We start from the raw sequence: 22,553 nt of genomic DNA on the forward strand, positions 1-22,553 counted from the left end.
AGGGCGAAGGAGCCGCATGTCCGAACGGACCACTACACGCCGCCGACAACTGGGCGCCATGATGCGTAAGTTGCGCGCCCGCAAGGCCCTGACGCTTGAGGAGGCCGGGCGGCTCGTCGGGGTGTCGAAGGCGACGATCAGCCGGTACGAGACGCAGTCAGGGCCAGTCAAGTGGATCATCATCGACGCACTGTGCCGCGAGTACGGGGCAAGTGACGCCGAGAGAACAGCCGTTGTCCGCCTGGCCAAGGAGGCGAAGCAGCAGGGATGGTGGAGTTCCTTCGCCGACTCCATCCCGGAGAGCATGAACCTGCTGCTCACGCTGGAGGACGAGGCGGTGCGCGAGAGCCACTTCTCCTGCGTCTACGTCCCTGGCCTCATTCAGACACGCGCCTACAGCACCGCCCTTCAGAAGGCCAACGAAGTTCCCCTGGCGCAGGCGGAGATCGAGCGGCTCGTCGACATCCGCATGAAGCGACAGGAGATCCTCACCCGCGCGAACCCGCCGCACCTGTGGGCGATCCTCGACGAGTCGGTGATCCGCCGGGTCGTCGGCTCACCTGAGACCATGAGGGAGCAGCTCGACCGCCTCCTCGAAGCCACCGAGTCCGGCCACATCACTCTGCAGATACTGCCGTTCTCCAAGGGAGCTCACGCCGCGGCGCTGGGCAGCTTCGTCATCATCGGCGGCCCGGAACCGAGCCTCGACGTGGTGTACGTCGACTTCCATGCCGGCGCCCTCTTCCTGGAGAAGGAAGAGGAACTTGATCGCTACAGACTTGCGTTCGAGTACCTCCGCGCACAAGCGTTGGACATGGAGGCTTCCTCTGCCATGATCCACCGCGCCCGCAAGGAGCTGTGAATGTCCGTCGGCCGTCAGTCCGCGTCCGAGCCGGTCTGGTTCAAGTCCTCGTACAGCGGCGGTAACGCTACGGAGTGCGTCGAGGCCGCGCTTGTGCCGGCCGGTGTGCTCATACGGGATTCCAAGACGCCGGATAGTCCCTATGTTGCCGTGTCGGCCCAAGCCTGGCACAGCTTCCTTGCCGCCTCGCTTCAGTGAGTATGGGCGGCCGTGGCGCCGCTGCGAGCACCCGTGGTGAAGATCCCACGGCGCATGGTCCAGTTCTTCTTGGAGGCACAGGGGTGACCGCCGTCCCGACGTTCGAGGAACTGTTACGTGACTGCCGTGAGTCGGCCGTCCATCTGGAGATGCGCGACTCTTACATGAAGTCGGACCCGGCTTACCAGGACTGGGCCGCCGGTGTGGCCATCGACCCCGCCGAGAGGTGGGTCGACTGGCTCTCCCTGGTCTCCGAGGCGACGGAACGGGGGGTGAGGGTGCGGCGGGCACGGATCGTGTCCGAGCCGGTGAGTCAGTACATCCGGTTCGAGCACGAAGTGACGAACGGCCTGAACGTCGCCGCGGGGGAGGACGTGCGCTGGCTGCCGCGCCGGGAGGCCACGGGCATCGCCCTGCCGGGCAACGACTTCTGGCTGTTCGACTCGTCCGTGCTGCTGGTGCACCACTTCGACGGCGAGGGCGAGTGGCTGGAGCCTTCACTCAGCACGGACCTCGGCGAGATCAAGCTGTGTGCCGGCGCCTTCGAGTCGGTCTGGGAGCGGGGCGTCCCTCACGCCGACTAACGGATCGCGTGACCGGCCCGAGGAGAGCCGGCGAGCGGCCAGACCGCTGGGTGGGTCGTCTCGGGACCGGTTGCACTAACCGTGCCACCGTCTCGTACAGCCGCCCGCGGTGCCGCCATCCGACAGCAACTGCTCGAACTACCCGCCCCCGTCGTCGCAGACGCCCTCGGCTACCACGACAACACCACCACCCGGCTCCGCAACGAGACCGGGCGGAACGTGGACTCGATACGCCCCAGGGGATCACGCACGGTCACCAGCGGGCTGGGTTCCTCGGGGCACTGGCGACAGTTGCTTACGAGAGCCCACCAGTATCGACCGGGCCGCCGGTCGTGTCGGTCGTCTGTTCGTTCAGCCACCGCCGGGCCTCCGCGAGGTTCGCGGCGGTGCCCGCGGGCTCGTACGAGAATCCGTTCCACTTCTCCAGGGCCCGGGGCTCGTCCGGGCGGAGGTGTCCGCCGCCGCCGTGGAGCGGTCGGTGCCGGCGGTGGACGTCCAGCGGCGGGCGGCGCCGCTTGTTGTACGCGGCGAGCCTGTCGCCGGCGTCGAGGCGCGGGACGGCGCGGGGCGGCTGGTTCGGCGGTCCGGGTCGGGAGTGCTTGCCCATGGGTCCGATGGTCTCAGGCGGCGACCGTGGTCGGCCGGGACGGTAGCGCGGAAGCTGTAGCGGCCCAGGCAGTTGAGCCGGGAACTCCGGCTCGTCCCAAGGGGGCCGCCCGTCCTTGTCCCTGATTCTGGCCCGGCGCCGGTGGGAGTCACAGGGGCGCACCCGTCTGCCAGCCTCCCAACGGTCGGCGGATGTCCCTGATGAGAACCCAGCCCACGCCGCGATGGCCGCCTTTCGGCATGTGAACCGGACCGCCGGCTGGTATCACCTCCATCGAATCCTGCTCCGATGGCAGTTGCCATGTCATCCCGCGCAAAGCTCTACGACGATCTGCTCCGCCGTCCGACGCGCAGGTCCCAGCCGAGGATCCTCAGGTTGCGCACCCGGGCCGAGGATCTTCGAGCAAGTGAACAGTGTCATCAGCTTGCCGTCCCGGCTTTCGAAGTCGCGGTACCGCTCCTGTCGGACGCGATCGGCCAGAGCCGGGACGGCAAGCGCTCTTCCCCACAGTGTCGCGAAGTCCAGTCCTCGCGGCGCGTTCCCCCAGTCCTCCCAGTCGAAGAGGCAGAACGTCGGCGCAGTCATGTTGGCCCAGTTCAGATCCGCGTGGGCCGGCACCCACTGCTCAACGGTCGTGGCGAAGTCGCCCAGGAAGGCGGCGCGGATGGTTTCGGTGACGAGAGCCTGTGTGATGGCAACGGTGTTGGGTGTGGCCAGGCGCCTGGTGTGCTGAACCGCGAGTGCGTCGAGTGAAGCGTTGAACGCCTGCCACCACGCATCGGTCAGCTTCGGGTCTTCGCTCAGTACGGCCGTGCCGACGGGGTCTGCGGGGAGGAGCCCGGTCTCGTCAGCCCGCCACATCACGGGTTCGTCAGAGTCCTGCCACACCACACATCCCCGCCAAGCCGGCTGAGCGATGTTCTCCAGGCGCGCAGCACACTCGGTGCCGTTCCACCCCTGGTTGCCGATCTTGTCCAACGGCCGGCGTTCCACCCGGACCCACGTGTCCCGGTCCGTCCGGGCTCCCACCGAGCGGCGCTTGCGCACCACCGTGTCCAGGGCGAAACGCACCTGGAGGGACTGCTCGACACGATCAAGAATCTCATCGATCGGCTGAATCCGGAGATCATCCGCGCGACCAGGGGAGACCGAGAGCATCATGAGGGCGACCGTAGCAGCGGGTCGTCCTGGTGCAGCGGTATCCCGGCCCGCCGGATACCGGACTGCTGAACGCCTCAACTGTCGCCAGGGGCTGCCTTCAGGAACGACGCGACCGCCTCGTACAACCGCTGCGGCTGGTCCAGGTGTGCGTCGTGGCCCGCGTCCGGTACGGCGATGACGTGGGTGTCGGTCGGGCGGCGGGTCCGCATGTCCGTCGCCTCCGACTCCGGCAGCGTGCCGTTCTCTCCGCGGACGACGAGGGTCGGGCAGTTCACCCGTGTCCAGTCGGTCCAGAAGTCGTCCGTGGCCAGTTCGCGGACGGCCGCGACCATCGTGTCGCGGTCGACGCGGGCGTGGCCGCCGTCGGCGCGCCAGTCGAGGCCGTCGGCCCAGGCCCGGTGGCCGAGGAAGGCCGTGGCGTCGGGGTGGGAGGGGAAGGGGGTCGGCCAGCTGTCCAGCCAGGTGGCGATCCGGGCGGGCAGGTGCGGGGCTCGGCCCGCGGGGCCCGCCTCCACGAGGATGAGGGAGGTGATCAGGGAGGGGTGGGCCGCCGCCGTCTGCAGGGCGGTGAGGCCGCCCAGGGACTGGCCGAGCAGGATCACCGGGGGCAGGGACAGGTGCGTCAGGACGGTCACGGCGTCCCGTACCGCCGCCGCCCGTGTCATGTCGGCGGGGGTGCGGGTGCTCGCGCCGTGGCCGCGGGCGTCGTAGCGCACCACACGGTGGCCGTCGACCAGGAGGCGGCGGGTGAGGTCGTCCCATTCGCCCAGGTGGCCCGCGAGGCCGTGGAGGAGGACGACCGGGGGTGCCGTCGGGTGCGGGTGCGCCGGGGTGTCGTCGCGGTAGGCGAGGCGGATGCCGTCGGGGGTGGTGAGGCGGAGGTCTGCGGTCGATGCCGTCAACTCGGGGTGTCGTCCGTCCTGGGCGTGATGCCCGGTGGGGGCGGGGGCCGGGGATGGTCCCGCCGCACGGCGGGGCCTTTCGGCATTCGGCGGCCACACCGCCACCGTGCCACCGCCCGACCCGGAACGGCCACCTTCAATCACTTAATCACTGTCGGGTACACGGCAAGGTCATCTAGTGTCCAGGGAGTTCGCCCGGAGGGCGGACACGACGTCGTCATTGGCTCAAGGGGGCTGGACCGTGCGCAAGATCGGCAGAATGCTCACCACCACCGCCGCTGCGGCAGGCAGCCTGATTCTGGCCGCCGCTCCGGCTGGTGCGGCACCGTACTGGCAGGCGGTCTCCACCAACTCCACCTGGAGCTGCGCGCCCACCGTCGTACACACCGCCCAGGCGGGCGTCGGTTACCAGGCCTGCCTGGTGCGCAGCGCCCTCGACAACGCCCAGGTCGTCCTCGTCGTGGTGAACAACTCCTCGTCGGCCGTCACCGTCTCCGGCACCATCACCACGGACTTCGCCGCCGAGGCGAGCTGCTCCTCGTACGCCCTCGCGGTCGGGGAGCGCCGGGGCTGCTTCGGTACGACCGCGCACGTGCCGGACTGCCTGTACGGGGCCGGCATCCCGGACGAGCAGACCTACGGCGGGACCGTGCGGCTCACGCTGAACGGAGTGGCCAACTCGACCGACTCGCTGCGGACCGACTGCGTCCCCGTGGCCTGAGCGGACGAATGGGCGGCGCCCCCCCGGCCGAGGGGGCGCCGCCCGTTTCCCTGTGTTCGCGGCCGGTCGCCGATACGTTCCGTTCCGGGGCTGCGGCTGGGATTGCGCTGACGCCTCCGTCCGTCGACGGGCCCCGGCGCCGGGGCGGCGCTGTTCGGCGCGGCAGCCGGATGGCTGCGCGAGCGGCGGGTTCCGCTGCTCGGGGCGAGCCGGTCGGCCCCGCTGGTGGGCGGCGTGCGGGGTGCCGCTGCTCGGGGCGAGCCGGTCGGCGCCGCTGGTGGGCGGCGTGCGGGGTGCCGCTGCTCGGGGCGAGTCGGTCGGCGCCGCTGGTGGGCAGCGTGCGGGAGGTGGCGCCCGCCTCTCGCCGTTCGTGCGGCATCACATCGACATGCTCGGCCGGTCACCCCTGCCAGTTCCCCGCACTGCCCGGGGGCCTGCGCCCGCCGCGTGATCCGGGCGTGTCCGAGGGCGAGTGACGTGCGCGGGCCCGCGCACCGTGCGGCAGTGGATCAAGCGGTGCCGGCGCGTACGGCGGTGGTCGCCAGAGTGGTGTGGTGCATCGTGAAGCGGCCACCCAGAGCGTCGATGGCATGGCCGACCGCGCCCAGTATCTCGGCCAGCTGATCGGGACGGAGGCGGGTGAGGCCGCCGGTGGTGGGGAGCAGGTCCAGCCACTGGTCGCGCGTGTAGGACCGCTCCCAGTCGAATCGCCACTGTTCCGGGTCGTCGAACTGCTCGGTCTCGCGGATCTTGTCGGCGATCTTCGCGTACCCCGCTCGGTACATCTCCAGCGGACGTCGAGCCGGCTGGTCGCTGAACGGGGAGTCGGGCGCCACCCGCCGGCAAGCCGCGGCGAACGGTTCGGCCACCTCGGCAGGCGGCTCGAAGACGTGCCCGAAGATCGCCAGGCGCCCGTTCGGACGCAGCACCTGGGCCGCCTTCACGGCGCCGGCGACCGGATTCACCCAGTGCCACGACTGGGCGGCGATCAATGCGTCGAACGCTCGGTCGGCCGGCTCCCAGGCTTCGAAGGTCGCCACCTCGACCTCCAGGCCGCGGGCTCGCGCGAGGTCGGCCATCCGCGCATCGGGCTCGACACCGAGTACGGCGCAACCGGCGGCCTGGAACTGACGGGCCGCGATGCCCGTGCCGCAGCCGACGTCGAGCACGTCGGGCCCTGGGCTCCCGGCGACGACGCGCGCCACCAGGGCATCGGGGTAGCCCGGTCGGGCCCGGTCGTAGCGTCGCGCATCCGTGCCGAAGGACTCGGCCGTCCGTCGAGCCCGGTGCGGTGGCGCCGGCTCGGGTTGCTCTCGTTGCTCTCGCGGTAAAGTGGGCATGCGTTCACTTTAGTGGGCAAGCGCCCACCTGCCAACGACGCCGGCAGCCCGGCCCACGAGAGGATCTGTGAGTGCCGACCGGGGTACACCTTCGCGACGCGCGGCAGCAGCTGTTCGACGCCGCCGAACGCGTGCTGCTGCGGGACGGCCCGAACGGACTGACCAGCCGGGCCGTCACCGACGAGGCAGCCTGCGCCAAAGGCGTCCTGCACCGGCACTTCACCGACTTCGACGCCTTCCTCACCGAGCTCGTGCTCGACCGGGCCGCACAGCTCGAGGCGCGAGCGCACGCGCTGCGCGAGACCGCCGGCACCGGCACCGTGGCCGACAACCTCACCGGTGCGCTGACCACCCTGTTCGGGCCGGTTCCGGTGGCGATCATCCCGCTCATCACCTTCCGGGACGAGTTGCGCGCGCGGCTGCGGCAGGCCAGACCCGGAGGCGGCCTCGCGATCCTCGCCCAGGTCACGACCGCGGTCTCCGCCTACCTGGCCGACGAGCGCGCACTGGGCCGTATCGCGGCCGACGCCGACATCGACTCGCTCACCCTCTCCTTGGTCGGGGGCGGGCATCTCCTGTTCGCAGACCGCGACCACCCGGACCCACCGACCACGGCAACGGTCACCAGGCTGGTGACCACGGTGCTCGCCGACGTCGTGCACCGGCGGCCTCGCCGAACCTGACGTGCAGCACGCAACGCCCGCGCCGAAAGGGGGGCCTGGGCGTCGGCTGTCGCCGGGCGCGGGCAGGCTGGTGAGCCCGGCGATCGCCGCCGGGGAGCGCTGGACGTCGCGGCGGACGCGCTCCGCCTTCTTGCCGCGGCCCGGCTGCCCGCGTGCGCCCGCGGCCCGGAGGCGGAGCGCCGGGCCGCGGGATGCGGGGAGAAGGGAGAGGGGCGGACGGTCAGCCGCTCAGCTGCTTGCGGCCGCTGTCGCCGCCCGTGATCTGGATGCGGCGCGGCTTGGCCTGTTCGGCCACGGGGATGCGCAGGGTCAGGACGCCCGCCTCGTACGAGGCGTCGATGCGGTCCGTGTCGAGGGTGTCGCCGAGGAAGAGCTGCCGGGTGAAGGTGCCCGTGGGGCGCTCGGCGACCAGGACCTCCGCGCCCTCGGGGGCGGGGGAACGGCGTTCGGCACGGACGCTGAGGACGTTGCGTTCCACGTCCAACTCGATCGTCTCCGGGTCGATGCCGGGGAGGTCGAAGTGGACGAGGAAGTCGTCCCCGGACCGGTAGGCGTCCATCGTCATCGCGGCGGGACGCTCGGCGGCGCCGAAGACCTGCTGCGCGAGTCGGTCGAAGTCGCGGAAGGCGTCGGTACGCATGAGCATCACAATCCACTCCTCTCATCGGGTCTCTGTGCGATGCCCTACACGTACTTATATAGCGCGGAGGAGGAAAATTGACAAGCCTCGACTCAGGTAGATGGCGAGGCTCGACTCAGGTAGTGGCGAGGCTCGGCTCAGGGCAGGGGTGGTGGCCGGCCGGCCAGAGTCGCGGTACTAGCCTCGAAAGCCTTGAGAGGCCGGAAGAGGGCTCGGTGGAGGGAGTGGAGTGAGGGTGAAGGTTCCCAGTGCGGTGATCGCGGCCGGTGGGCTCGTCGGTGGGTACGGCGCGGCGCGGTGGAGCGGTAAGCGGCAGCTCGGTGGTGTCGTCCTGGCCGCCGCCGGGGCCGCGGCGGCGCGGCAGTGGCAGCAGAGGGCCGGCGGGGCGGCCGCGGGGGCGCTGACGGCGGCGTACGTCGCCGCGTTCGCCGGGTCGCATCCGCTGGCGAAGAAGGTGGGCGCCTGGCCGTCGGTGTTCGGCGTCGCCGGGGCCGTCGCGCTGGCCTCGTGGGCGGTGGCCGACCGGCGGCGGTGAGGGCCGGTCAGGTGACCGGCGTCATCTGCCCAGCGCCGACCGCAGCGTCACCCCGTGCCGCCGCCGCAGCCGCCGTATCTCCCACACCGACAGGGCCGTCACCGACAGGGGGCCGCCCAGCAGGAAGGTGTAGAGCACGAGCGGCGGGGCGGCGACCTCCGGGCCGTCGAACAGGCCCAGGCCGAACAGGGACCACACCAGCAGCGGGGAGAGCAGCGGCGGCAGCAGTTCGTGGACGTCGCCCACGCGGAAGCTGGAGTTGACGCCGTAGACGATGAGCAGCAGCGTCAGGGGGATGGCGAGGAGGAGTCCGACGAGGCAGAGCAGGCCGCCGATGAGGAACAGCAGCATCACAAGCAGGCCGACGAAGATGCCGTGGTAGCCGATGTCGGCCGTCGAGACGACGTCCCCCTTCAGGCACGACACCAGGAACCAGCACGCCCCGAAGCCCAGCATGATCGCGCCGACGGTGACCAGCGGGCCGATCAGGCGCCGCGCGTACACGCCGGGCAGCGGGGAGCGGGCCGCGCAGAGGAAGGCCGTCACGGCGAGAAACGCGGTCGTGAACATGATCACGCAGGCGAAGAGCAGGTCCTCGAGCTTGCCCATGACGAACGCCTCGCGCCCCTCGGTGATGGGGTACGCCAGGACCAGCCACACCGTCGCCACCAGCCCCAGCACCGTACGGGCCGTCTGCAGCGCCCGGACGACCGGGTCGTCGATGCGGTCGGGACGGGACGGCGCGGTGAGGCGCGTGGCGAGGGCGTGCGGGTTGGGTATCGGGCGGTGGGGCGCGGACGTGGTCCGGCCGGTGATGTCCACGTGTGCGTCTCCCCCGAGTACGTGACGGTGGTTCACGTGCTCGCACGTGCCACGGCCGCACACCTTATACGATCTTCACTTCACGGACGATGGCGTGGGGGACGTCGGGGACGTCGGGGACGTCGGGGACGTCGGGGACGTCGGGGGACGATCTCACGGCGGCGCTCCGGCGTCGGCGTTCCCGCGTCGGCCTGGCGAGAATCCGTCGGCCCCTGGCACTCGCGCCACTTCCGGCCGGTCCGGCGCCCGCCTACCGTCGCTCCGTGACCAAGTTCCTCCTCGCCGTCCACGTCCTCGCCGCGATCGTCGCCATCGGGCCCGTCACCGTCGCGGCCAGCATGTTCCCGCCCGCCGCCCGCCGCGCCCTGGCCGCCCCGGACGACAGCCGGGCGACCGAGACCGTACGGCTGCTGCACCGCATCTGCCGGGTCTACGCCGGCGTCGGCATAGCGGTCCCCGTCTTCGGGCTCCTCACGGCGGGCGCGATGGGCGTGATGGGCGACGCCTGGCTGGTCGTGTCGATCGCCCTGACCGTGCTGGCCGCGATCGTCCTGGTCGTGCTCGTACTGCCCGGGCAGGAGCCCCTCGTCGAGGGCACCGGGAGCCGGGAGACGACCGTCCGGCTCGCCATGTTCACCGGGGTGTTCAACCTGCTGTGGGCGACGGTGACCGTTCTGATGATCGTGCGGCCGGGGTCGACGACGGGAGCGTAGGGGGTCGGCCGGACGAAGCGGAACGGGGCCCACACCGGGTGGGCCCCGTTCGTCAGCGGTGGACGACCGTCACGCCGTCGCCCTCTTCGGCCCCTGCGGGGGCTGCGGCCCCTTCGACCCGCCCGGCCGCCCGGCCCCGCCCGACGCCACCTGCTCGCGCGCCCGCGTCGCCACCGCCGTCAGCGGCTTGGCGATGTCCTCCAGGGAGCGCCGCTCGGCCCGTACCGCGAGGAACGCGGCGACCAGACCGGCCGCGCACATCAGCCCGGCGCCGATCTGGAAGGCGAGCACCGTGTCGCCGACCTCGCCCGTACCGGTGAGGTCGGCGAAGATCAGGGGGCCGCTGATGCCGCCGGCGGCGGTGCCCAGGGCGTAGAAGAAGGCGATGGACATCGCCCGGGTCTCCATCGGGAAGATCTCGGAGACCGTCAGGTAGGCGCTGGACGCGCCCGCCGACGCGAAGAACAGCACCACGCACCAGCAGGCCGTCAGCGTGGACGCGCTCAGCGAGCCGCGGTCGAACAGCCAGGCCGTGCCGAACAGCAGCAGACCGGACAGCAGGTACGTCGACGAGATCATCACCCGGCGGCCGACCGTGTCGAACAGCTTGCCCAGCAGCAGCGGGCCGAAGAAGTTGCCGAGGGCGATGACGGCGAAGTAGTAGCCGGTGTGGCCGGAGGGCACGTCGAAGAACGTGGTGAGGATCGCGCCGAAGCCGAAGGTGATGGCGTTGTAGAGGAAGGCCTGCCCGATGAAGAGGGAGAAGCCGAGGACGGCGCGGCGGCGGTAGTCGGAGAAGACCGTGCGGCCGATCTCGACGAAGGAGACGCCCCGGCGCTGGTGGATGGTGATCTCGCCCTCGGCCCGCGGCAGCGACCCGCCCGTCTGGGCCTCGATCTTCCGCTCGATGGAGGAGACGATCCGTTCCGCGTCGTCGTCGCGGCCGTGGATCAGCAGCCAGCGTGGACTCTCCGGCACATGGCGCCGTACGAGGAGGATCACCAGGGCGAGGACGGCGCCCAGGGCGAACGTCAGCCGCCAGCCCACGTTCGCCGCGAAGACGTCCGTGTCCAGCGCCACGATCGACAGCAGCGAACCGCCGACCGCGCCCAGCCAGAAGCTGCCGTTGATCATCAGGTCGACGCGGCCCCGGTAGTCCGCCGGGATCAGCTCGTCGATGGCGCTGTTGATCGCCGCGTACTCGCCGCCGATACCGAAGCCGGTGAGGAAGCGGAAGAGCAGGAACCACCAGGTGTCGAAGGAGACCGCGGTCAGGGCGGTGGCCGCGAGGTACACCGCGAGCGTGATCATGAACAGCTTCTTGCGGCCCCAGCGGTCGGTCAGCCGGCCCCAGAACAGGGCGCCGATACACGCGCCCGCCACGTACAGGGCGGCCGCGATGCCGGTCACCTGACCGGAGGTGATCGGCAGGCCGCTGCCGGGCTCCGACAGCCGGCCGGCGATGTTGCCGACGACGGTGACCTCGAGTCCGTCGAGGATCCACACGGTGCCGAGACCGATCACGATCGTCCAGTGCCAGCGCGACCAGGGAAGACGGTCGAGGCGGGCGGGGATGTCGGTGGTGATGGTGCGGCCGGTCTCGGCGGGCTCGCCGCCTCTGGCCTGGGTGGTGGTCATGGGCTCCCTCCTCCATGAGCGGAACCCCGATCGGGTGCCCCGGGGGGTGCGGGTTCACGCCGTCGACCAGGCCAGGTGCGCCTCGAACTCCCCCAGATGGGGGCACCCCCAAACGGGCTGGAATGCCCGGACCTGCGCTGGAAGAGGCCGGCTACGCCCCCAACCCCCGCGCCACCGTGTAGATCAGCAGGCCCGCGAGCGAGCCCACCACCGTGCCGTTGATCCGGATGAACTGGAGGTCGCGGCCGATGTGGGCCTCGATCTTGCGGGTCGTGTGCTCGGCGTCCCAGCCGGCCACGGTGTCGGTGATGAGCGAGGTGATCTCCGCGCGGTACGTGGTCACGACGTGGACCGCCGCGCCCTCCACCCAGCTGTCGACCTTCTCCTGGACCCTGGGCTCCGTCGCCATGCGGGTTCCCAGGGAGAGCAGGGCGGCCCGCACCCGCAGGCGCAGCTCGCTGCGCTCGTCCTCCGCCGCCGCGACGATCATGGACCGTACGGCGGTCCAGGCGGAGGCGATGAGGTCCTGGGCCTCGCCGCGGCCCAGCACCTCCCCCTTGAGCCGCTCGACCCGCGCCCGGGTCTCGGTGTCGGACTGGAGGTCGGAGGCGAAGTCGGTGAGGAAGCGGTCCAGGGCGCCCCGGGCCGGGTGGGAGGGCATGTCCCGCATCTCCGCGCAGAACCGCAGCAGCTCCTTGTAGACGCGCTCACCGACCTTCCGGTCGACGAACCTCGGCGTCCAGCCGGGCGCGCCGCCCTGCACCGCGTCCATCACGGAGTCCGCGTGCAGCACCAGCCAGTCGTGCGCCCGGGAGACCACCAGGTCGACGGCGCGCCGGTGACCGCCGTCCGCGACGATCTTCTCCAGCATCTTGCCCATGCCGGGCGCGATCTCCTGGGCGTTGGCCCGCCGGGTGATCGCCTCACCGACGACCGCCTGGACGTCCGAGTCGCGCAGCACCGTCAGCGCGCCCCGCAGGGCCGTCGCCAGCTCCGCGGTGACCCGGTCGGCGTGCTCCGGCTCCGCCAGCCAGGCGCCCAGCCGGGAGCCGATGCCGACCGCGCGCAGCCGCTGCCGTACGACGTCCTCGGAGAGGAAGTTCTCCCCGACGAACTCGCCCAGGGAGACCCCCAGCTGGTCCTTCTTGGTGGGGATGATCGCGGTGTGCGGAATGGGCAGGCCCAGCGGATGGCGGAAGAGGGCGGTCACGGCGAACCAGTCGGCCAGCGCGCCGACCATGCCGGCCTCGGCGGCCGCCGCCACATAGCCCGCCCAGGCGCCCGCGCCCCGGTGGGAGGCCCACTCGGCGAGGACGTACACCACGGCCACCAGCAGCAGCAGCCCGGTCGCGGTGAGCTTCATCCGCCGCACGCCGCGCCGGCGCTCCTCGTCGGCGGCGCTGAAGACGGTCATCGCGCGCGCCGCGGCCGCCGGCCTTCCCTCCGCCATCCCCGCCACCTTCCCGTCGGGCGTCTCTTCCGTCACCGTCTTGTCGGCCACCCACTCCTGCCTTCCCGTTTTCCCCGCCCGCGTCCCCTCCGTCTCCCTCTCCCGCGCACCACCCGTCCGGTCCATCCGCCGCCCCCGTTCCGGATCCCCCGCGTCCCCTACGCAAACATTGTCCTGCCTGACCGACTCCCGGAACGGAACAGGAGTTCCCGTCGTCTGTCAGGCGGGGGAGTTCGACGGTGACCTCCTGCATGACCTTCGGAGCCGCGCCGCTCCCCCGCACGAGGAGAACCACACCCGCATGACCAGGCATCACGACGGGGGCGTGGCCGTGTCCCGCACGAGACACCGCGCCGAGCTGTCCGCGATCGCCGCCGTGATCACGGCCCTCTCGGCGGCCATATACGTCGGCGTCGACGCCGGGGACGGCCCCCTCGACGACACCGCCGCCGCGCCCCGCCCGGCCCCGGGCCGGGCCGCCCCCGTCTCGACGGGCGTCTGGGTCGGCACCTGGGCCGCCGCCCCCGTCGGCGGCGAACCGCTCACCGGGACGGACGGCACGGCGGGGCGCACGGTGCGCAACGTCGTCCACACCAGCGTCGGCGGGACCAGCGCCCGCATCACCCTGTCCAACCTGTACGGCACCCGGCCGCTGACCGTCACCGCCGCCACCCTCGCCGTCGCGGCCGACGACGACGGACCGGCCGCGACCGCCGGCACCCTGCGCCGGCTCACCTTCGGCGGCGCGCCCACGGTCGTCGTCCCCGCCGGCGGGCAGGCCGTCAGCGACGCCGTCACCCTCGCCGTCCCCGCCGACTCCGACGTCCTGGTCAGCACCTACACCCCCACCTCCGCCGGACCGGTCACCCACCACCGGCACGCCCGGCAGACCAGCTACGTCGCCGACGGCGAGCACACCGCGGACGTCACGGGCGGCCCGTACACCGGGCGGAGCACCTCCTGGCGCTACCTCACCGCCCTGGACGTCCTCAGCAACGAGGCCGACGGCACCGTCGTCGCCGTCGGCGACTCCATCACCGACGGCGTCACCTCCACGCCGGGCGCCAACCGCCGCTGGCCCGACGTGCTCTCCGACCGGCTGCGGGCCGCCGTCGCCGCCGGCGAGGACGCGCCGCGGTACGGCGTCGTCAACGCGGGCATCAGCGGCAACCAGGTCCTCGCCGACGGGCAGGGCGTCCCCCGCTCCCGGCCCCGCCCGGACGGCAGCCTCCCCACCGCGGACAACCCCAGCGGGCTGGAACGCTTCGAACGGGACGTCCTCGGCCGCCCGGGCGTCCGGGTCGTCGTCATCGACCTCGGCATCAACGACATCCTGCGCAACCGCTCCCTCGCCGACCCCGACGCCGTCGTCGCCGGCCTGCGCACCCTCGTCGAACGCGCCCACGCCCGCGGCGTCAAGGTCGTCGGCACCACCCTCCTGCCCTTCCGCGGCCACCGCGGCTACACCGACGCCCGCGAGGGCGTACGGCGCGAGGTCAACGACACGCTCCGCTCGGGCACGGTCTTCGACGAGCTCGTCGACGTCGACGAGGCCCTGCGCGACCCGTACGACCCGCGCCGCCTGCGCGCCGACTACGACTCGGGCGACAGCCTCCACCCCAGCGACAAGGGCTACCGGAGGATGGCGGAGCTCATCGAGCCGGAGCAACTGCTGGGGTCGGCACCGGCACGGCTGTGACCGGCGCCCGCCCGCCCGCGGGGGCCGCCCGCACCGGCGGCCGCCGTTCAACGCCCCCGATGCCGCCGGCGCGAGGAACGCCGTGACCGGCACCCGCCCGCGGGGCCGCCCGCACCGGCGGCCCCCGTTCAGTGCCCCCAGTGCCGCCGGCCCTCCCCGCCCCCGCCCCCGCCCTCGCCCTCGCCCTCGCCCTCGCCGGGCAGTTCCCGCCCGGCCTCCCCGTGCCCCGGCCGCTCCCGCCGCCGCTCCTCACGCGTCCGCTTGCGTTCGACGCCGACCCCGCCCCAGAAGGCGAACCCGGTCACCACCACGCGCGGCGCCCCCGGGTCGCCCACAGCGCCCGTCACCCCTTGGTCGAAGCCGCCCATGAAGCCGTGCCCCCGCACCACGACGTCCACGCCCGGCGGCACGACGACGCTCATCCCGCCCATGATCGCGACACAGTTGATCACGACCTCCCCGGCGGCGAAGTCCGCCTCCCGCAGGTCGATCACCCCGCCGCCCCAGAAGGCGAAGCCGGTGAAGCGCCGGGGCACCGTCCAGCGCCCCCTGCGCTGGAAGCCCGACATCACGGCCACGGCCGCCGTCGACGACCCCTGACCGCCCACGATCCGCCCGGCCCAGCCACCGTCCGCCCGAGCCCCCTTGCGCAGCGACACCTCGGGCGACGGCGGGGCGACCCCGGGGGCCGGCAGGTCCCGGGTGATCGGCGCCAGCTCGCCGTACGTCCGCGCCCGGTACGTCGCGTCCAGCCGCTCCTCGAACTCCGCCATGTCCAGCCGGCCCTCGGCGAGGGCGTCCCGCAACACCTCGGCGACCCGCTCGCGATCGGCGTCGGAGGCACGGAGGTCCGGAACCGCGTCATCGGTCATGGCCAGCAGCCTACGAGTTCCCGGCGCCCGGGACCACGCTCTCCCGTCCGGCGTACATCCGGGCGATGACCGCCTCGATGTCCGGCTCCCGCACCGACAGGTCCACCAGCGGGTACTCCGCCGCGATCCGCGCCACCAGCGGCGCCGCCGACGCCGACGCCGGGAAGGCCAGCCACTGCCGCGGCCCCTCCACCCGCACCACCCGCGCGGCCGGACCCGCCTCGATCGGCGGCAGCTCCCGCTCCAGGTCCACCACCAGCGTCCGCTCGCTCTCCCCCGCCTCGTGCAGACCCGCGAGCGGACCGTCGTACACCATCCGCCCGTGGTCGATGACCATCACCCGGGAGCAGAGCTGCTCGATGTCCTGGAGGTCGTGCGTGGTCAGCAGCACCGTCGTGCCCCGCTCGGCGTTCAGCTCGCGCAGGAACTCCCGCACCCGCGCCTTGGACACCACGTCGAGACCGATCGTCGGCTCGTCGAGGTACAGCACCTCGGGATCGTGCAGCAGCGCGGCCGCGATGTCGCCCCGCATCCGCTGCCCCAGCGACAGCTGCCGCACCGGGACGTCCAGCAGCGCCGACAGGTCGAGGAGCGCGACCAGCCGGTCCAGGCTCTCCCGGTAACGGGCGTCGGGAATGCGGTACATGCGGTGCATCAGCCGGTAGGAGTCGATCAGCGGAAGGTCCCACCACAGCGTCGTACGCTGCCCGAACACCACCCCTATCCGGTGCGCCAGCCGCGTCCGCTCCCGCGAGGGGTCGATGCCCGCGACCCGCAGCCGGCCACCGCTCGGCGTGAGGATCCCGGTCAGCATCTTGATCGTCGTCGACTTCCCGGCACCGTTCGGCCCGATGTAGCCGACCATCTCACCGCGCGCCACGGTGAAGGAGATCCGGTCGACCGCCCGCACCCGCCGGGTCTCCCGTTTCAGGAAACCCGTCCGCGCGCGCACGTCGAAGACCTTCTCCACCCCGTCGAGTTCAATGAACGCGTCCACCGCTAACTCCCCGTACTCCGATACGACCGCAGCCCCGCCCGCCAGGCCAGCCCGGACAGCGCACAGCACCCCACCGCCACCAGCGGCGGAGCGAACGCCGCCCACTGCGGCAGCCCCAGCGGGTACGGCCGCCCCAGCACATACGCGGCCGGCACCCAGTTGACGAACGCCAGCGGGAACACGAACGTCACCGCCCGCACCAGCTCCTTGCCGAACACCGTCGGCGGATACTGCAACATCGTCTGGCCGCCGTACGTGAACGCGGACTGCGCCTCCGCCGCGTCCTGCGTCACGAACTGGAACGCGGCACCCGCCACCAGCACCGCGCCGAAGATCGCCGCACCGCTGACCACCGTCACCGGCAGCAGCAGCACCCGGGACACGGTCCAGTCGACGTCCACCGCGACCAGCGCGTAGCCCAGCACCAGCGACCCCTGCGTGATCCGGGAGACCCGGCGCAGCGCGAACCGGTCCGCGGCCACCTGCGCCAGCACCGGCGCGGGCCGCAGCAGCAGCGTGTCGAGCGTGCCGTCCCGCACCCGCGAACCCAGCCGGCCCGCCGAGCCCATCACCAGGTCCGCCGCCCCGAACGACGTCGCCGACAGGCCGTACAGCAAGGCCACCTCGGGCAGCGTGTACCCGCCGAGCACGTCGACCTGGGAGAACATGAGCAGGATCGCGACGAAGTCCAGGCCCGACACCAGCAGCCCGCCCAGCACGGTCATCGCGAACGACATCCGGTAGGCCAGCGTCGAACGGATCCACATCCCGGCGATCAGCCGGTAGGCGCGCAGCCCCTCCACCACCCGGCCACCCGACACCGGCACCGGCACCCGGCCGCTCCCCATCGGCCCACGACCAGCCTCCGCCACCCATCCGGCCTCACCCACCCTGCACCACCACCCGCCGCGTCGCCGCTCCCTGCACCAACCGCCCCGCCGTCAGCAGCACCACCGCCCACACCGCCTGAAAGAGGTACGTGGCCGGCGCGCCGGCCTCCCCCATCAGGACGTCCGCCGGCATCTGGAGCATCGCCGACCACGGCAGCGCCCGCACGATGTCGCCCAACGGCTCCGGAAAGGCGTTCAGCGGCAGCGCCATACCCGTGCAGAACATCCCGGCGACCATCAGCATCTGCAACGCACCCGTGCCGTCCAGCAGCCAGAACCCGCTCAGCGCCACCAGGAACCGGATCGCGAAACTGACCACCATCGCCAGCAGCACCGCCACCAGGAACCGCACCCACACCAGCGGGTCACCCGGCACGGCCGTCGGGAAGACCAGCATCCCGACCGCGAACGGGATCACCCCCCGCCCGAGCAACTGGAACAGCGAACGCCCCAGGTCGGTGGCGAACCACCACAGTTGCAGATCGGCCGGCCGGTACAGGTCGATCGCCACCGCCCCCGTGCGGATCCGCTCCATCAGCTCGGCCTCGAAACCGCCGCCCTGCAGCGCCAGCGTCGCGAACAGCGCCTGCCCCACCCACACGTACGTCACCGCCTGCGCCTGGTCGTACCCCCCGAGCTGGGGCCGCTCGTCCCACAACGCCAGGTATGTACAGGCGAGGATCAGACCGAAGACGGTGTTGGTGAACACCCCCGCGGCCGTGGCCGCCCGATAGGTCGCGTACCTTCGGAAGCCCCCCGCTGCGACGGCCGCGTACAACCGCGCCGAACCCACGGCAACCGTCCTCCCACACTCATGGACACCGAAGCGCAGGAGCCTAGGCGACGGCACCGCGGCGTGCCACGCGTTTTCCGGGCCCGCCATGTGACGCGACGCGCGCCGATTGCCGGGAACGGAACGCGTGGTGCGAGAGTCTTCAACAGGGGGCGCAGAAGGCGTACGAGGTGTACGGGAACGTACCGCGCGACACAGGAGTCCGAGCAACACATGAGCGACGAGCCGCAGCCGAAACAGCCGACCGAAAGCTGGGCGGCATCCACAGAGCCCGAGGGGGCCGAACCGGCGGACGGCAAGAAGCCCAAGCGGCCCAGGCGCACCGGCTGGCGCCGCCTCCTGCCGACCTGGCGGATGGTGCTCGGCGCCTTCGTCCTCGCCGTCCTGGCCGTCGGCGGCCTGTTCTACTACGGCTACTCCACGGTCAAGATCCCGCCGGCCAACGCGCTCGCCACCAAGCAGAGCAACGTCTACCTCTACGCGGACGGCACCGAGATCGCCCGCGACGGCGAGGTCAACCGGGAGAACGTCGGCCTGGCCCAGATCTCCAAGGCCGCCCAGCACGCCGTCCTGGCCGCCGAGGACCGCGACTTCTACACCGAGTCCGCCGTCGACCCCAAGGCGATGATCCGCGCCGGCTGGAACACCGCCCTGGGCAAGGGCAAGCAGTCCGGCTCCACCATCACCCAGCAGTACGTCAAGAACTACTACCTCGCGCAGGAACAGACCGTCACCCGCAAGGTGAAGGAGTTCTTCATCGCGATCAAGCTGGACCGCACCCAGTCCAAGAACGACATCCTCGAGGGCTACCTCAACACCAGCTACTTCGGCCGCAACGCCTACGGCATGCAGGCCGCCGCCCAGGCCTACTACGGCATCGACGCCGCCGACCTCACCGCCGGCCAGGGCGCCTACCTCGCCGCCCTGCTCAACGCGCCCAGCGAGTACGACGTCATCGCCCACCCGGAGAACCACAAGGCCGCAGAGGCCCGCTGGAACTACGTCCTCGACGGCATGGTCACCAAGGGCTGGCTCAGCGCGTCCGAGCGCACCGGCATGAAGTTCCCCACCCCCAAGGAGACCAGCGGCGCCGACACCGGCATGTCCGGCCAGCGCGGCTACATCGTCCGCGCCATCAAGGACTACCTGATCCAGAACAAGGTCGTCGACGAGGACCAGCTCGACGCCGGCGGCTACCGCATCACCACCACCCTGGAGAAGAAGAAGCAGGACGCCCTCGTCGACGCCGTCGACGACCAGCTGATGGCCAAGCTCGACAAGGACCGCACGGTCGACACCTACGTCCGCGCCGGCGGCGCCGCCGTCGACCCGAAGACCGGCAAGGTCCTCGCCATGTACGGCGGCATCGACTACGTCAAGCAGTACACGAACAACGCCACCCGCCAGGACTTCCAGGTCGGCTCCACCTTCAAGCCGTTCGTCTTCACCTCCGCCGTCGACAACGGCTCCGCCACCCAGGACGGCCGCACCATCACCCCCAACACCGTCTACGACGGCACCAACAAGCGCTCCGTCCAGGGCTGGAACAGCGGCTACGCCCCCGCCAACGAGGACGACGTCTCCTACGGCGACATCACCGTGCGCGAGGCCACCGACAAGTCGGTCAACTCCGTGTACGCGCAGATGGCCGTCGACGTCGGCCCCGACGAGGTCAAGCAGACCGCGATCGACCTCGGCCTGCCCACCGACACCCCCGAGCTCCAGCCGTACCCGTCCATCGCGCTCGGCGTGGCCACCGCGAGCGTCCTGGACATGGCCGAGGCGTACGCGACCCTCGCCAACCACGGCAAGCACGGCACCTACACCCTGATCGAGAAGGTCACCAAGGACGGCTCGGACGTCATCGAGCTGCCCGCGCGGAAGTCCACGCAGGCCGTCAGCCGCGAGGCCGCCGACACCACCACCTCGATCCTGCGCAGCGTCGTCCAGAACGGCACCGCGACCGCCGCCCAGGCCGCGGGCCGCCCGGCCGCCGGCAAGACCGGCACCGCCGAGGAGGACACCGCCGCCTGGTTCGCCGGCTACACCCCCGACCTGGCCACCGTCATCTCCGTCATGGGCCAGGACCCGGTCACCGCCGCCCACAAGTCGCTCTACGGCGCCATGGGCCTGGCCCGCGTCAACGGCGGCGGCGCCCCCACGGAGATCTGGGCCCAGTTCACCAAGGAGGCCCTGAAGGGCACCCCGGCCACCGACTTCAGCCTCCAGCTCCAGGAGGGCTCCGCGGAGACCGCCCTGCCGTCCTCCGAGACCCCGCAGGACGACTCCACCGAGGGCCAGGACGAGGACCAGTCGGCCACCGGCGGCCAGGACACCCAGACCCCCGGCCGGACGGAGAGCCAGACCGACGGCTCCACCACGAGCGGCGGCACCACCGGCTCCACCACCACCGGCGGCGGCACGACCACCGGCTCGACCACCACCGGCGGCACCACCGGCGGGACGACCGGCGGCTCGACCACCACGGGCTCCACCACGACCGGCGGCACCACCGGAGACACCACGGACGGCGGGACGACGACCGACGGCGGCACCACCGACGGCGGCACCGGCGGAACCTCCGACGGCGGCACCGGCCCCCAGCTCGCCACCCGCCGCCCGCTCGGTCAGTGACCGGAGGTCGCCTTCAGCCCCACGACGGCGACCAGCAGCAGACACACGAAGAAGACGCGGGCGGCGGTGACCGGCTCCCCCAGCACCACCATGCCGAGCACCGCCGCCCCGGCCGCCCCGATCCCCACCCACACGCCGTAGGCGGTACCGATCGGCAGCGACCTCGCCGCGTACGACAGCAGCAGCATGCTGGCGACGATCCCGGCGCCGGTGAGCACGCTGGGCACGAGCCGGGTGAAACCGTCGGTGTACTTCATACCGACCGACCAGCCGACCTCCAGCAGACCGGCGACAACGAGCAGGACCCAGGCCATGGGGACACCTCCGCGGACGAGCGCTTCTTCACTGGCGTGCGTCGTCTTCGCGTACATCCCGGTACGGCGCGTCTCGTCGGGCTCCCACCCAACCTAACAAACGACGACGGGGAGGGGCTGGTGACCACGGTCACCAGCCCCTCCCCGACGTCGGCCTTCGATCTACAGGTACAGACCCGTCGAGTCCTCGGCCCCCTCGAACCGGTCCGCGGCCACGGCATGCAGATCGCGCTCGCGCATCAGCACGTACGCGACACCCCGCACCTCCACCTCCGCCCGGTCCTCCGGATCGAACAGGACCCGGTCGCCCGTCTCCACCGTCCGCACGTTCTGCCCCACCGCGACCACCTCGGCCCACGCCAGCCGACGGCCGACGGCCGCCGTGGCGGGGATCAGGATCCCGCCACCGGAGCGCCGCTCGCCCTCGCCGGCGTCCTGCCGCACGAGAACGCGGTCGTGGAGCATCCGGATGGGAAGCTTGTCGTGGTGACTGCTGTGCACGTCTCTGTTACCGCTCACGCCTTGAACCTACCTGCCTCGGCCGCACCGGGACTCGCCCGGGTCAGCGCTTCCGACGCCGGGGGCCCAGCGCCAGCAGCCCCACGAGCCCGACGACCACGAGGGCGACCGGCACCACCCGCTCCAGCCGGGGCGCGCCCCCCTCGTCCACGAACTGCGCCTTCACATCGCTCACCACCCGGTTGACCTGGACGTAGGCCCTCCCGAGCGTGTGATCGACATTGGCGACGACCTTGGCCTTGGCGTCCCCGACGATCGTCTTCGGATGCACCCGCACCCCGATCTCGTCGAGCGTCTCGGCCAGCACTTCACGGCGGCGCCTGATGTCCGCCTCGATCTGCGCCGGGGTTCTGGTGTCCGACGTGTCCGCCACGGTAAGGCCTCCGAAGTCCGCCGATGCCTGTTGCTGCTCTGGACAGTCTGTCAGCTCCACGTGCGCCCGCACCGCCAGGACCCCCGGTTACGCTGGTCCGATGAGCGAGCGACTCCAGCCCGGGGACGTGGCCCCCGCCTTCACCCTCCCCGACGCCGACGGCAACGAGGTGTCCCTGTCGGACCACAAGGGCCGCAAGGTCATCGTGTACTTCTACCCGGCGGCCCTGACCCCCGGCTGCACGAAGCAGGCCTGCGACTTCACCGACAACCTGGAGCTGCTGACCGGCGCCGGGTACGACGTCATCGGCATCTCCCCCGACAGCCCCGAGAAGCTCGGCAGGTTCCGCGAGCAGGAATCCCTGAAGGTCACCCTGCTGGCCGACCCCGACAAGAAGGTCCTCGACGCCTACGGCGCCTTCGGCGAGAAGAAGAACTACGGCAAGACCTACCTGGGCGTCATCCGCTCGACGATCGTCGTGGACGAGGAGGGCAAGGTCGAACGCGCCCTGTACAACGTCCGCGCGACGGGCCACGTAGCCAAGATCATCAAGGACCTGGCGATCTGACCCCCCTCGCCCTTGCCGAACGGCCCGCCTCAGAGTGC

Annotated in this window: 25 protein-coding genes and 1 riboswitch; of the genes, 10 read left to right on the forward strand and 15 right to left on the reverse strand. The window is 71.7% G+C overall.

From position 1 onward, the window contains the following. Positions 1-16: 16 nt before the first annotated feature. The 3 genes from ACFV9M_RS05135 (at position 17) to ACFV9M_RS05145 (ending at position 1,644) form a co-directional block, all read left to right on the forward strand. Complete coding sequence (locus ACFV9M_RS05135; protein ID WP_385062347.1) at positions 17-862, forward strand: helix-turn-helix domain-containing protein; 846 nt, start codon at positions 17-19, stop codon at positions 860-862. Beyond that, positions 863-1,060, forward strand: coding sequence for a DUF397 domain-containing protein (locus ACFV9M_RS05140; RefSeq protein WP_385062345.1), 198 nt, complete (start codon positions 863-865; stop codon positions 1,058-1,060). Between the two features lie 83 nt (positions 1,061-1,143). Further along, entirely contained in the window at positions 1,144-1,644 is a 501-nt protein-coding gene (locus tag ACFV9M_RS05145; RefSeq protein WP_385062343.1) for a DUF6879 family protein, read from the forward strand. A gap of 295 nt (positions 1,645-1,939) precedes the next feature. Here the strand turns inward: ACFV9M_RS05145 and ACFV9M_RS05150 are convergent, their stop codons facing one another. The 3 genes from ACFV9M_RS05150 to ACFV9M_RS05160 form a co-directional block, all read right to left on the reverse strand. Next, positions 1,940-2,251, reverse strand: a complete 312-nt coding sequence (locus tag ACFV9M_RS05150) for a DUF6087 family protein (protein WP_385062342.1) — start codon at positions 2,249-2,251, stop codon at positions 1,940-1,942. A gap of 303 nt (positions 2,252-2,554) precedes the next feature. Further along, positions 2,555-3,412, reverse strand: coding sequence for a hypothetical protein (locus ACFV9M_RS05155; protein ID WP_385062340.1), 858 nt, complete (start codon positions 3,410-3,412; stop codon positions 2,555-2,557). A gap of 74 nt (positions 3,413-3,486) precedes the next feature. Further along, a complete protein-coding gene (locus ACFV9M_RS05160; protein WP_385062338.1) occupies positions 3,487-4,314 on the reverse strand; it encodes an alpha/beta fold hydrolase in 828 nt (275 codons plus the stop codon). A 259-nt stretch (positions 4,315-4,573) separates the two neighbouring features. Here ACFV9M_RS05160 and ACFV9M_RS05165 point away from each other — a divergent pair, with 259 nt between their 5' ends. Beyond that, positions 4,574-5,035, forward strand: a complete 462-nt coding sequence (locus tag ACFV9M_RS05165) for a hypothetical protein (protein ID WP_385062336.1) — start codon at positions 4,574-4,576, stop codon at positions 5,033-5,035. Positions 5,036-5,544: 509 nt separating this feature from the next. On the opposite strand, the gene ACFV9M_RS05170 is transcribed toward ACFV9M_RS05165, so the two are convergent. Continuing rightward, positions 5,545-6,375 (reverse strand): class I SAM-dependent methyltransferase, encoded by an 831-nt coding sequence (locus ACFV9M_RS05170; RefSeq protein ID WP_385062334.1) that lies wholly within the window; start codon positions 6,373-6,375, stop codon positions 5,545-5,547. Positions 6,376-6,446: 71 nt separating this feature from the next. Between ACFV9M_RS05170 and ACFV9M_RS05175 the strand changes: the two genes are divergently transcribed. Next, complete coding sequence (locus ACFV9M_RS05175) at positions 6,447-7,058, forward strand: TetR/AcrR family transcriptional regulator (protein WP_385062332.1); 612 nt, start codon at positions 6,447-6,449, stop codon at positions 7,056-7,058. A 220-nt stretch (positions 7,059-7,278) separates the two neighbouring features. Here ACFV9M_RS05175 and ACFV9M_RS05180 read toward each other — a convergent pair whose 3' ends face one another. Continuing rightward, on the reverse strand, positions 7,279-7,704 hold the full coding sequence (locus ACFV9M_RS05180; RefSeq protein WP_385062331.1) for an Hsp20/alpha crystallin family protein: 426 nt from the start codon (positions 7,702-7,704) through the stop codon (positions 7,279-7,281). A 223-nt stretch (positions 7,705-7,927) separates the two neighbouring features. Between ACFV9M_RS05180 and ACFV9M_RS05185 the strand changes: the two genes are divergently transcribed. Next, the gene (locus ACFV9M_RS05185) at positions 7,928-8,233 is read left to right on the forward strand and encodes a hypothetical protein (protein WP_385062330.1); all 306 of its coding nucleotides are present in this window, start codon (positions 7,928-7,930) and stop codon (positions 8,231-8,233) included. A 21-nt stretch (positions 8,234-8,254) separates the two neighbouring features. Here the strand turns inward: ACFV9M_RS05185 and ACFV9M_RS05190 are convergent, their stop codons facing one another. After that, positions 8,255-9,055 carry a hypothetical protein gene (locus tag ACFV9M_RS05190; RefSeq protein ID WP_385062329.1) on the reverse strand — a complete coding sequence of 267 codons (801 nt, stop codon included), beginning with the start codon at positions 9,053-9,055 and terminating at the stop codon, positions 8,255-8,257. Positions 9,056-9,318: 263 nt separating this feature from the next. On the opposite strand from ACFV9M_RS05190, the gene ACFV9M_RS05195 reads away from it, so the two are divergent. Then, positions 9,319-9,768 (forward strand): hypothetical protein, encoded by a 450-nt coding sequence (locus ACFV9M_RS05195; protein WP_385062327.1) that lies wholly within the window; start codon positions 9,319-9,321, stop codon positions 9,766-9,768. A gap of 69 nt (positions 9,769-9,837) precedes the next feature. On the opposite strand, the gene ACFV9M_RS05200 is transcribed toward ACFV9M_RS05195, so the two are convergent. Together ACFV9M_RS05200 and ACFV9M_RS05205 are read right to left on the reverse strand one after the other, a co-directional pair. Beyond that, positions 9,838-11,406, reverse strand: a complete 1,569-nt coding sequence (locus tag ACFV9M_RS05200) for an MFS transporter (RefSeq protein WP_385062326.1) — start codon at positions 11,404-11,406, stop codon at positions 9,838-9,840. Positions 11,407-11,557: 151 nt separating this feature from the next. Further along, the gene (locus ACFV9M_RS05205; protein WP_385062324.1) at positions 11,558-12,856 is read right to left on the reverse strand and encodes a DUF445 domain-containing protein; all 1,299 of its coding nucleotides are present in this window, start codon (positions 12,854-12,856) and stop codon (positions 11,558-11,560) included. Positions 12,857-13,157: 301 nt separating this feature from the next. On the opposite strand from ACFV9M_RS05205, the gene ACFV9M_RS05210 reads away from it, so the two are divergent. Continuing rightward, entirely contained in the window at positions 13,158-14,555 is a 1,398-nt protein-coding gene (locus ACFV9M_RS05210) for an SGNH/GDSL hydrolase family protein (RefSeq protein ID WP_385102339.1), read from the forward strand. 128 nt (positions 14,556-14,683) lie between these two features. Here the strand turns inward: ACFV9M_RS05210 and ACFV9M_RS05215 are convergent, their stop codons facing one another. Genes ACFV9M_RS05215 through ACFV9M_RS05230 form a run of 4 tightly spaced genes read right to left on the reverse strand, consistent with a single transcriptional unit; the run spans position 14,684 to position 18,107 of the window. Next, positions 14,684-15,427 carry a DUF1707 domain-containing protein gene (locus ACFV9M_RS05215; protein WP_385062320.1) on the reverse strand — a complete coding sequence of 248 codons (744 nt, stop codon included), beginning with the start codon at positions 15,425-15,427 and terminating at the stop codon, positions 14,684-14,686. Between the two features lie 10 nt (positions 15,428-15,437). Further along, the gene (locus ACFV9M_RS05220) at positions 15,438-16,424 is read right to left on the reverse strand and encodes an ATP-binding cassette domain-containing protein (protein WP_385062319.1); all 987 of its coding nucleotides are present in this window, start codon (positions 16,422-16,424) and stop codon (positions 15,438-15,440) included. Positions 16,425-16,426: 2 nt separating this feature from the next. Next, positions 16,427-17,272: an ABC transporter permease gene (locus ACFV9M_RS05225; RefSeq protein ID WP_385062318.1), complete on the reverse strand. Its 846-nt coding sequence runs from the start codon at positions 17,270-17,272 to the stop codon at positions 16,427-16,429. 34 nt (positions 17,273-17,306) lie between these two features. After that, a complete protein-coding gene (locus ACFV9M_RS05230) occupies positions 17,307-18,107 on the reverse strand; it encodes an ABC transporter permease (RefSeq protein WP_385062316.1) in 801 nt (266 codons plus the stop codon). Between the two features lie 213 nt (positions 18,108-18,320). Between ACFV9M_RS05230 and ACFV9M_RS05235 the strand changes: the two genes are divergently transcribed. Further along, the gene (locus ACFV9M_RS05235) at positions 18,321-20,741 is read left to right on the forward strand and encodes a transglycosylase domain-containing protein (RefSeq protein ID WP_385062314.1); all 2,421 of its coding nucleotides are present in this window, start codon (positions 18,321-18,323) and stop codon (positions 20,739-20,741) included. Here ACFV9M_RS05235 and ACFV9M_RS05240 read toward each other — a convergent pair. The 3 genes from ACFV9M_RS05240 to ACFV9M_RS05250 all read right to left on the reverse strand — a co-directional run bounded on the left by ACFV9M_RS05240 (position 20,735) and on the right by ACFV9M_RS05250 (position 21,947). Next, positions 20,735-21,055: a DMT family transporter gene (locus ACFV9M_RS05240; protein WP_385062313.1), complete on the reverse strand. Its 321-nt coding sequence runs from the start codon at positions 21,053-21,055 to the stop codon at positions 20,735-20,737. The genes ACFV9M_RS05235 and ACFV9M_RS05240 overlap by 7 nt on opposite strands. A 35-nt stretch (positions 21,056-21,090) precedes the next feature. Next, positions 21,091-21,163: riboswitch (guanidine-III (ykkC-III) riboswitch) on the reverse strand. 54 nt (positions 21,164-21,217) lie between these two features. Beyond that, positions 21,218-21,520: a GroES family chaperonin gene (locus ACFV9M_RS05245; protein WP_385062591.1), complete on the reverse strand. Its 303-nt coding sequence runs from the start codon at positions 21,518-21,520 to the stop codon at positions 21,218-21,220. 97 nt (positions 21,521-21,617) lie between these two features. After that, complete coding sequence (locus ACFV9M_RS05250) at positions 21,618-21,947, reverse strand: DUF3618 domain-containing protein (protein ID WP_385062311.1); 330 nt, start codon at positions 21,945-21,947, stop codon at positions 21,618-21,620. A 100-nt stretch (positions 21,948-22,047) separates the two neighbouring features. Here ACFV9M_RS05250 and bcp point away from each other — a divergent pair, with 100 nt between their 5' ends. Further along, complete coding sequence (gene bcp / locus ACFV9M_RS05255; protein ID WP_385062309.1) at positions 22,048-22,515, forward strand: thioredoxin-dependent thiol peroxidase; 468 nt, start codon at positions 22,048-22,050, stop codon at positions 22,513-22,515. The last annotated feature ends 38 nt before the right edge of the window (positions 22,516-22,553 follow it).

The organism is Streptomyces sp. NPDC059895 (genome assembly GCF_042731035.1).
Taxonomy (GTDB): domain Bacteria; phylum Actinomycetota; class Actinomycetes; order Streptomycetales; family Streptomycetaceae; genus Streptomyces.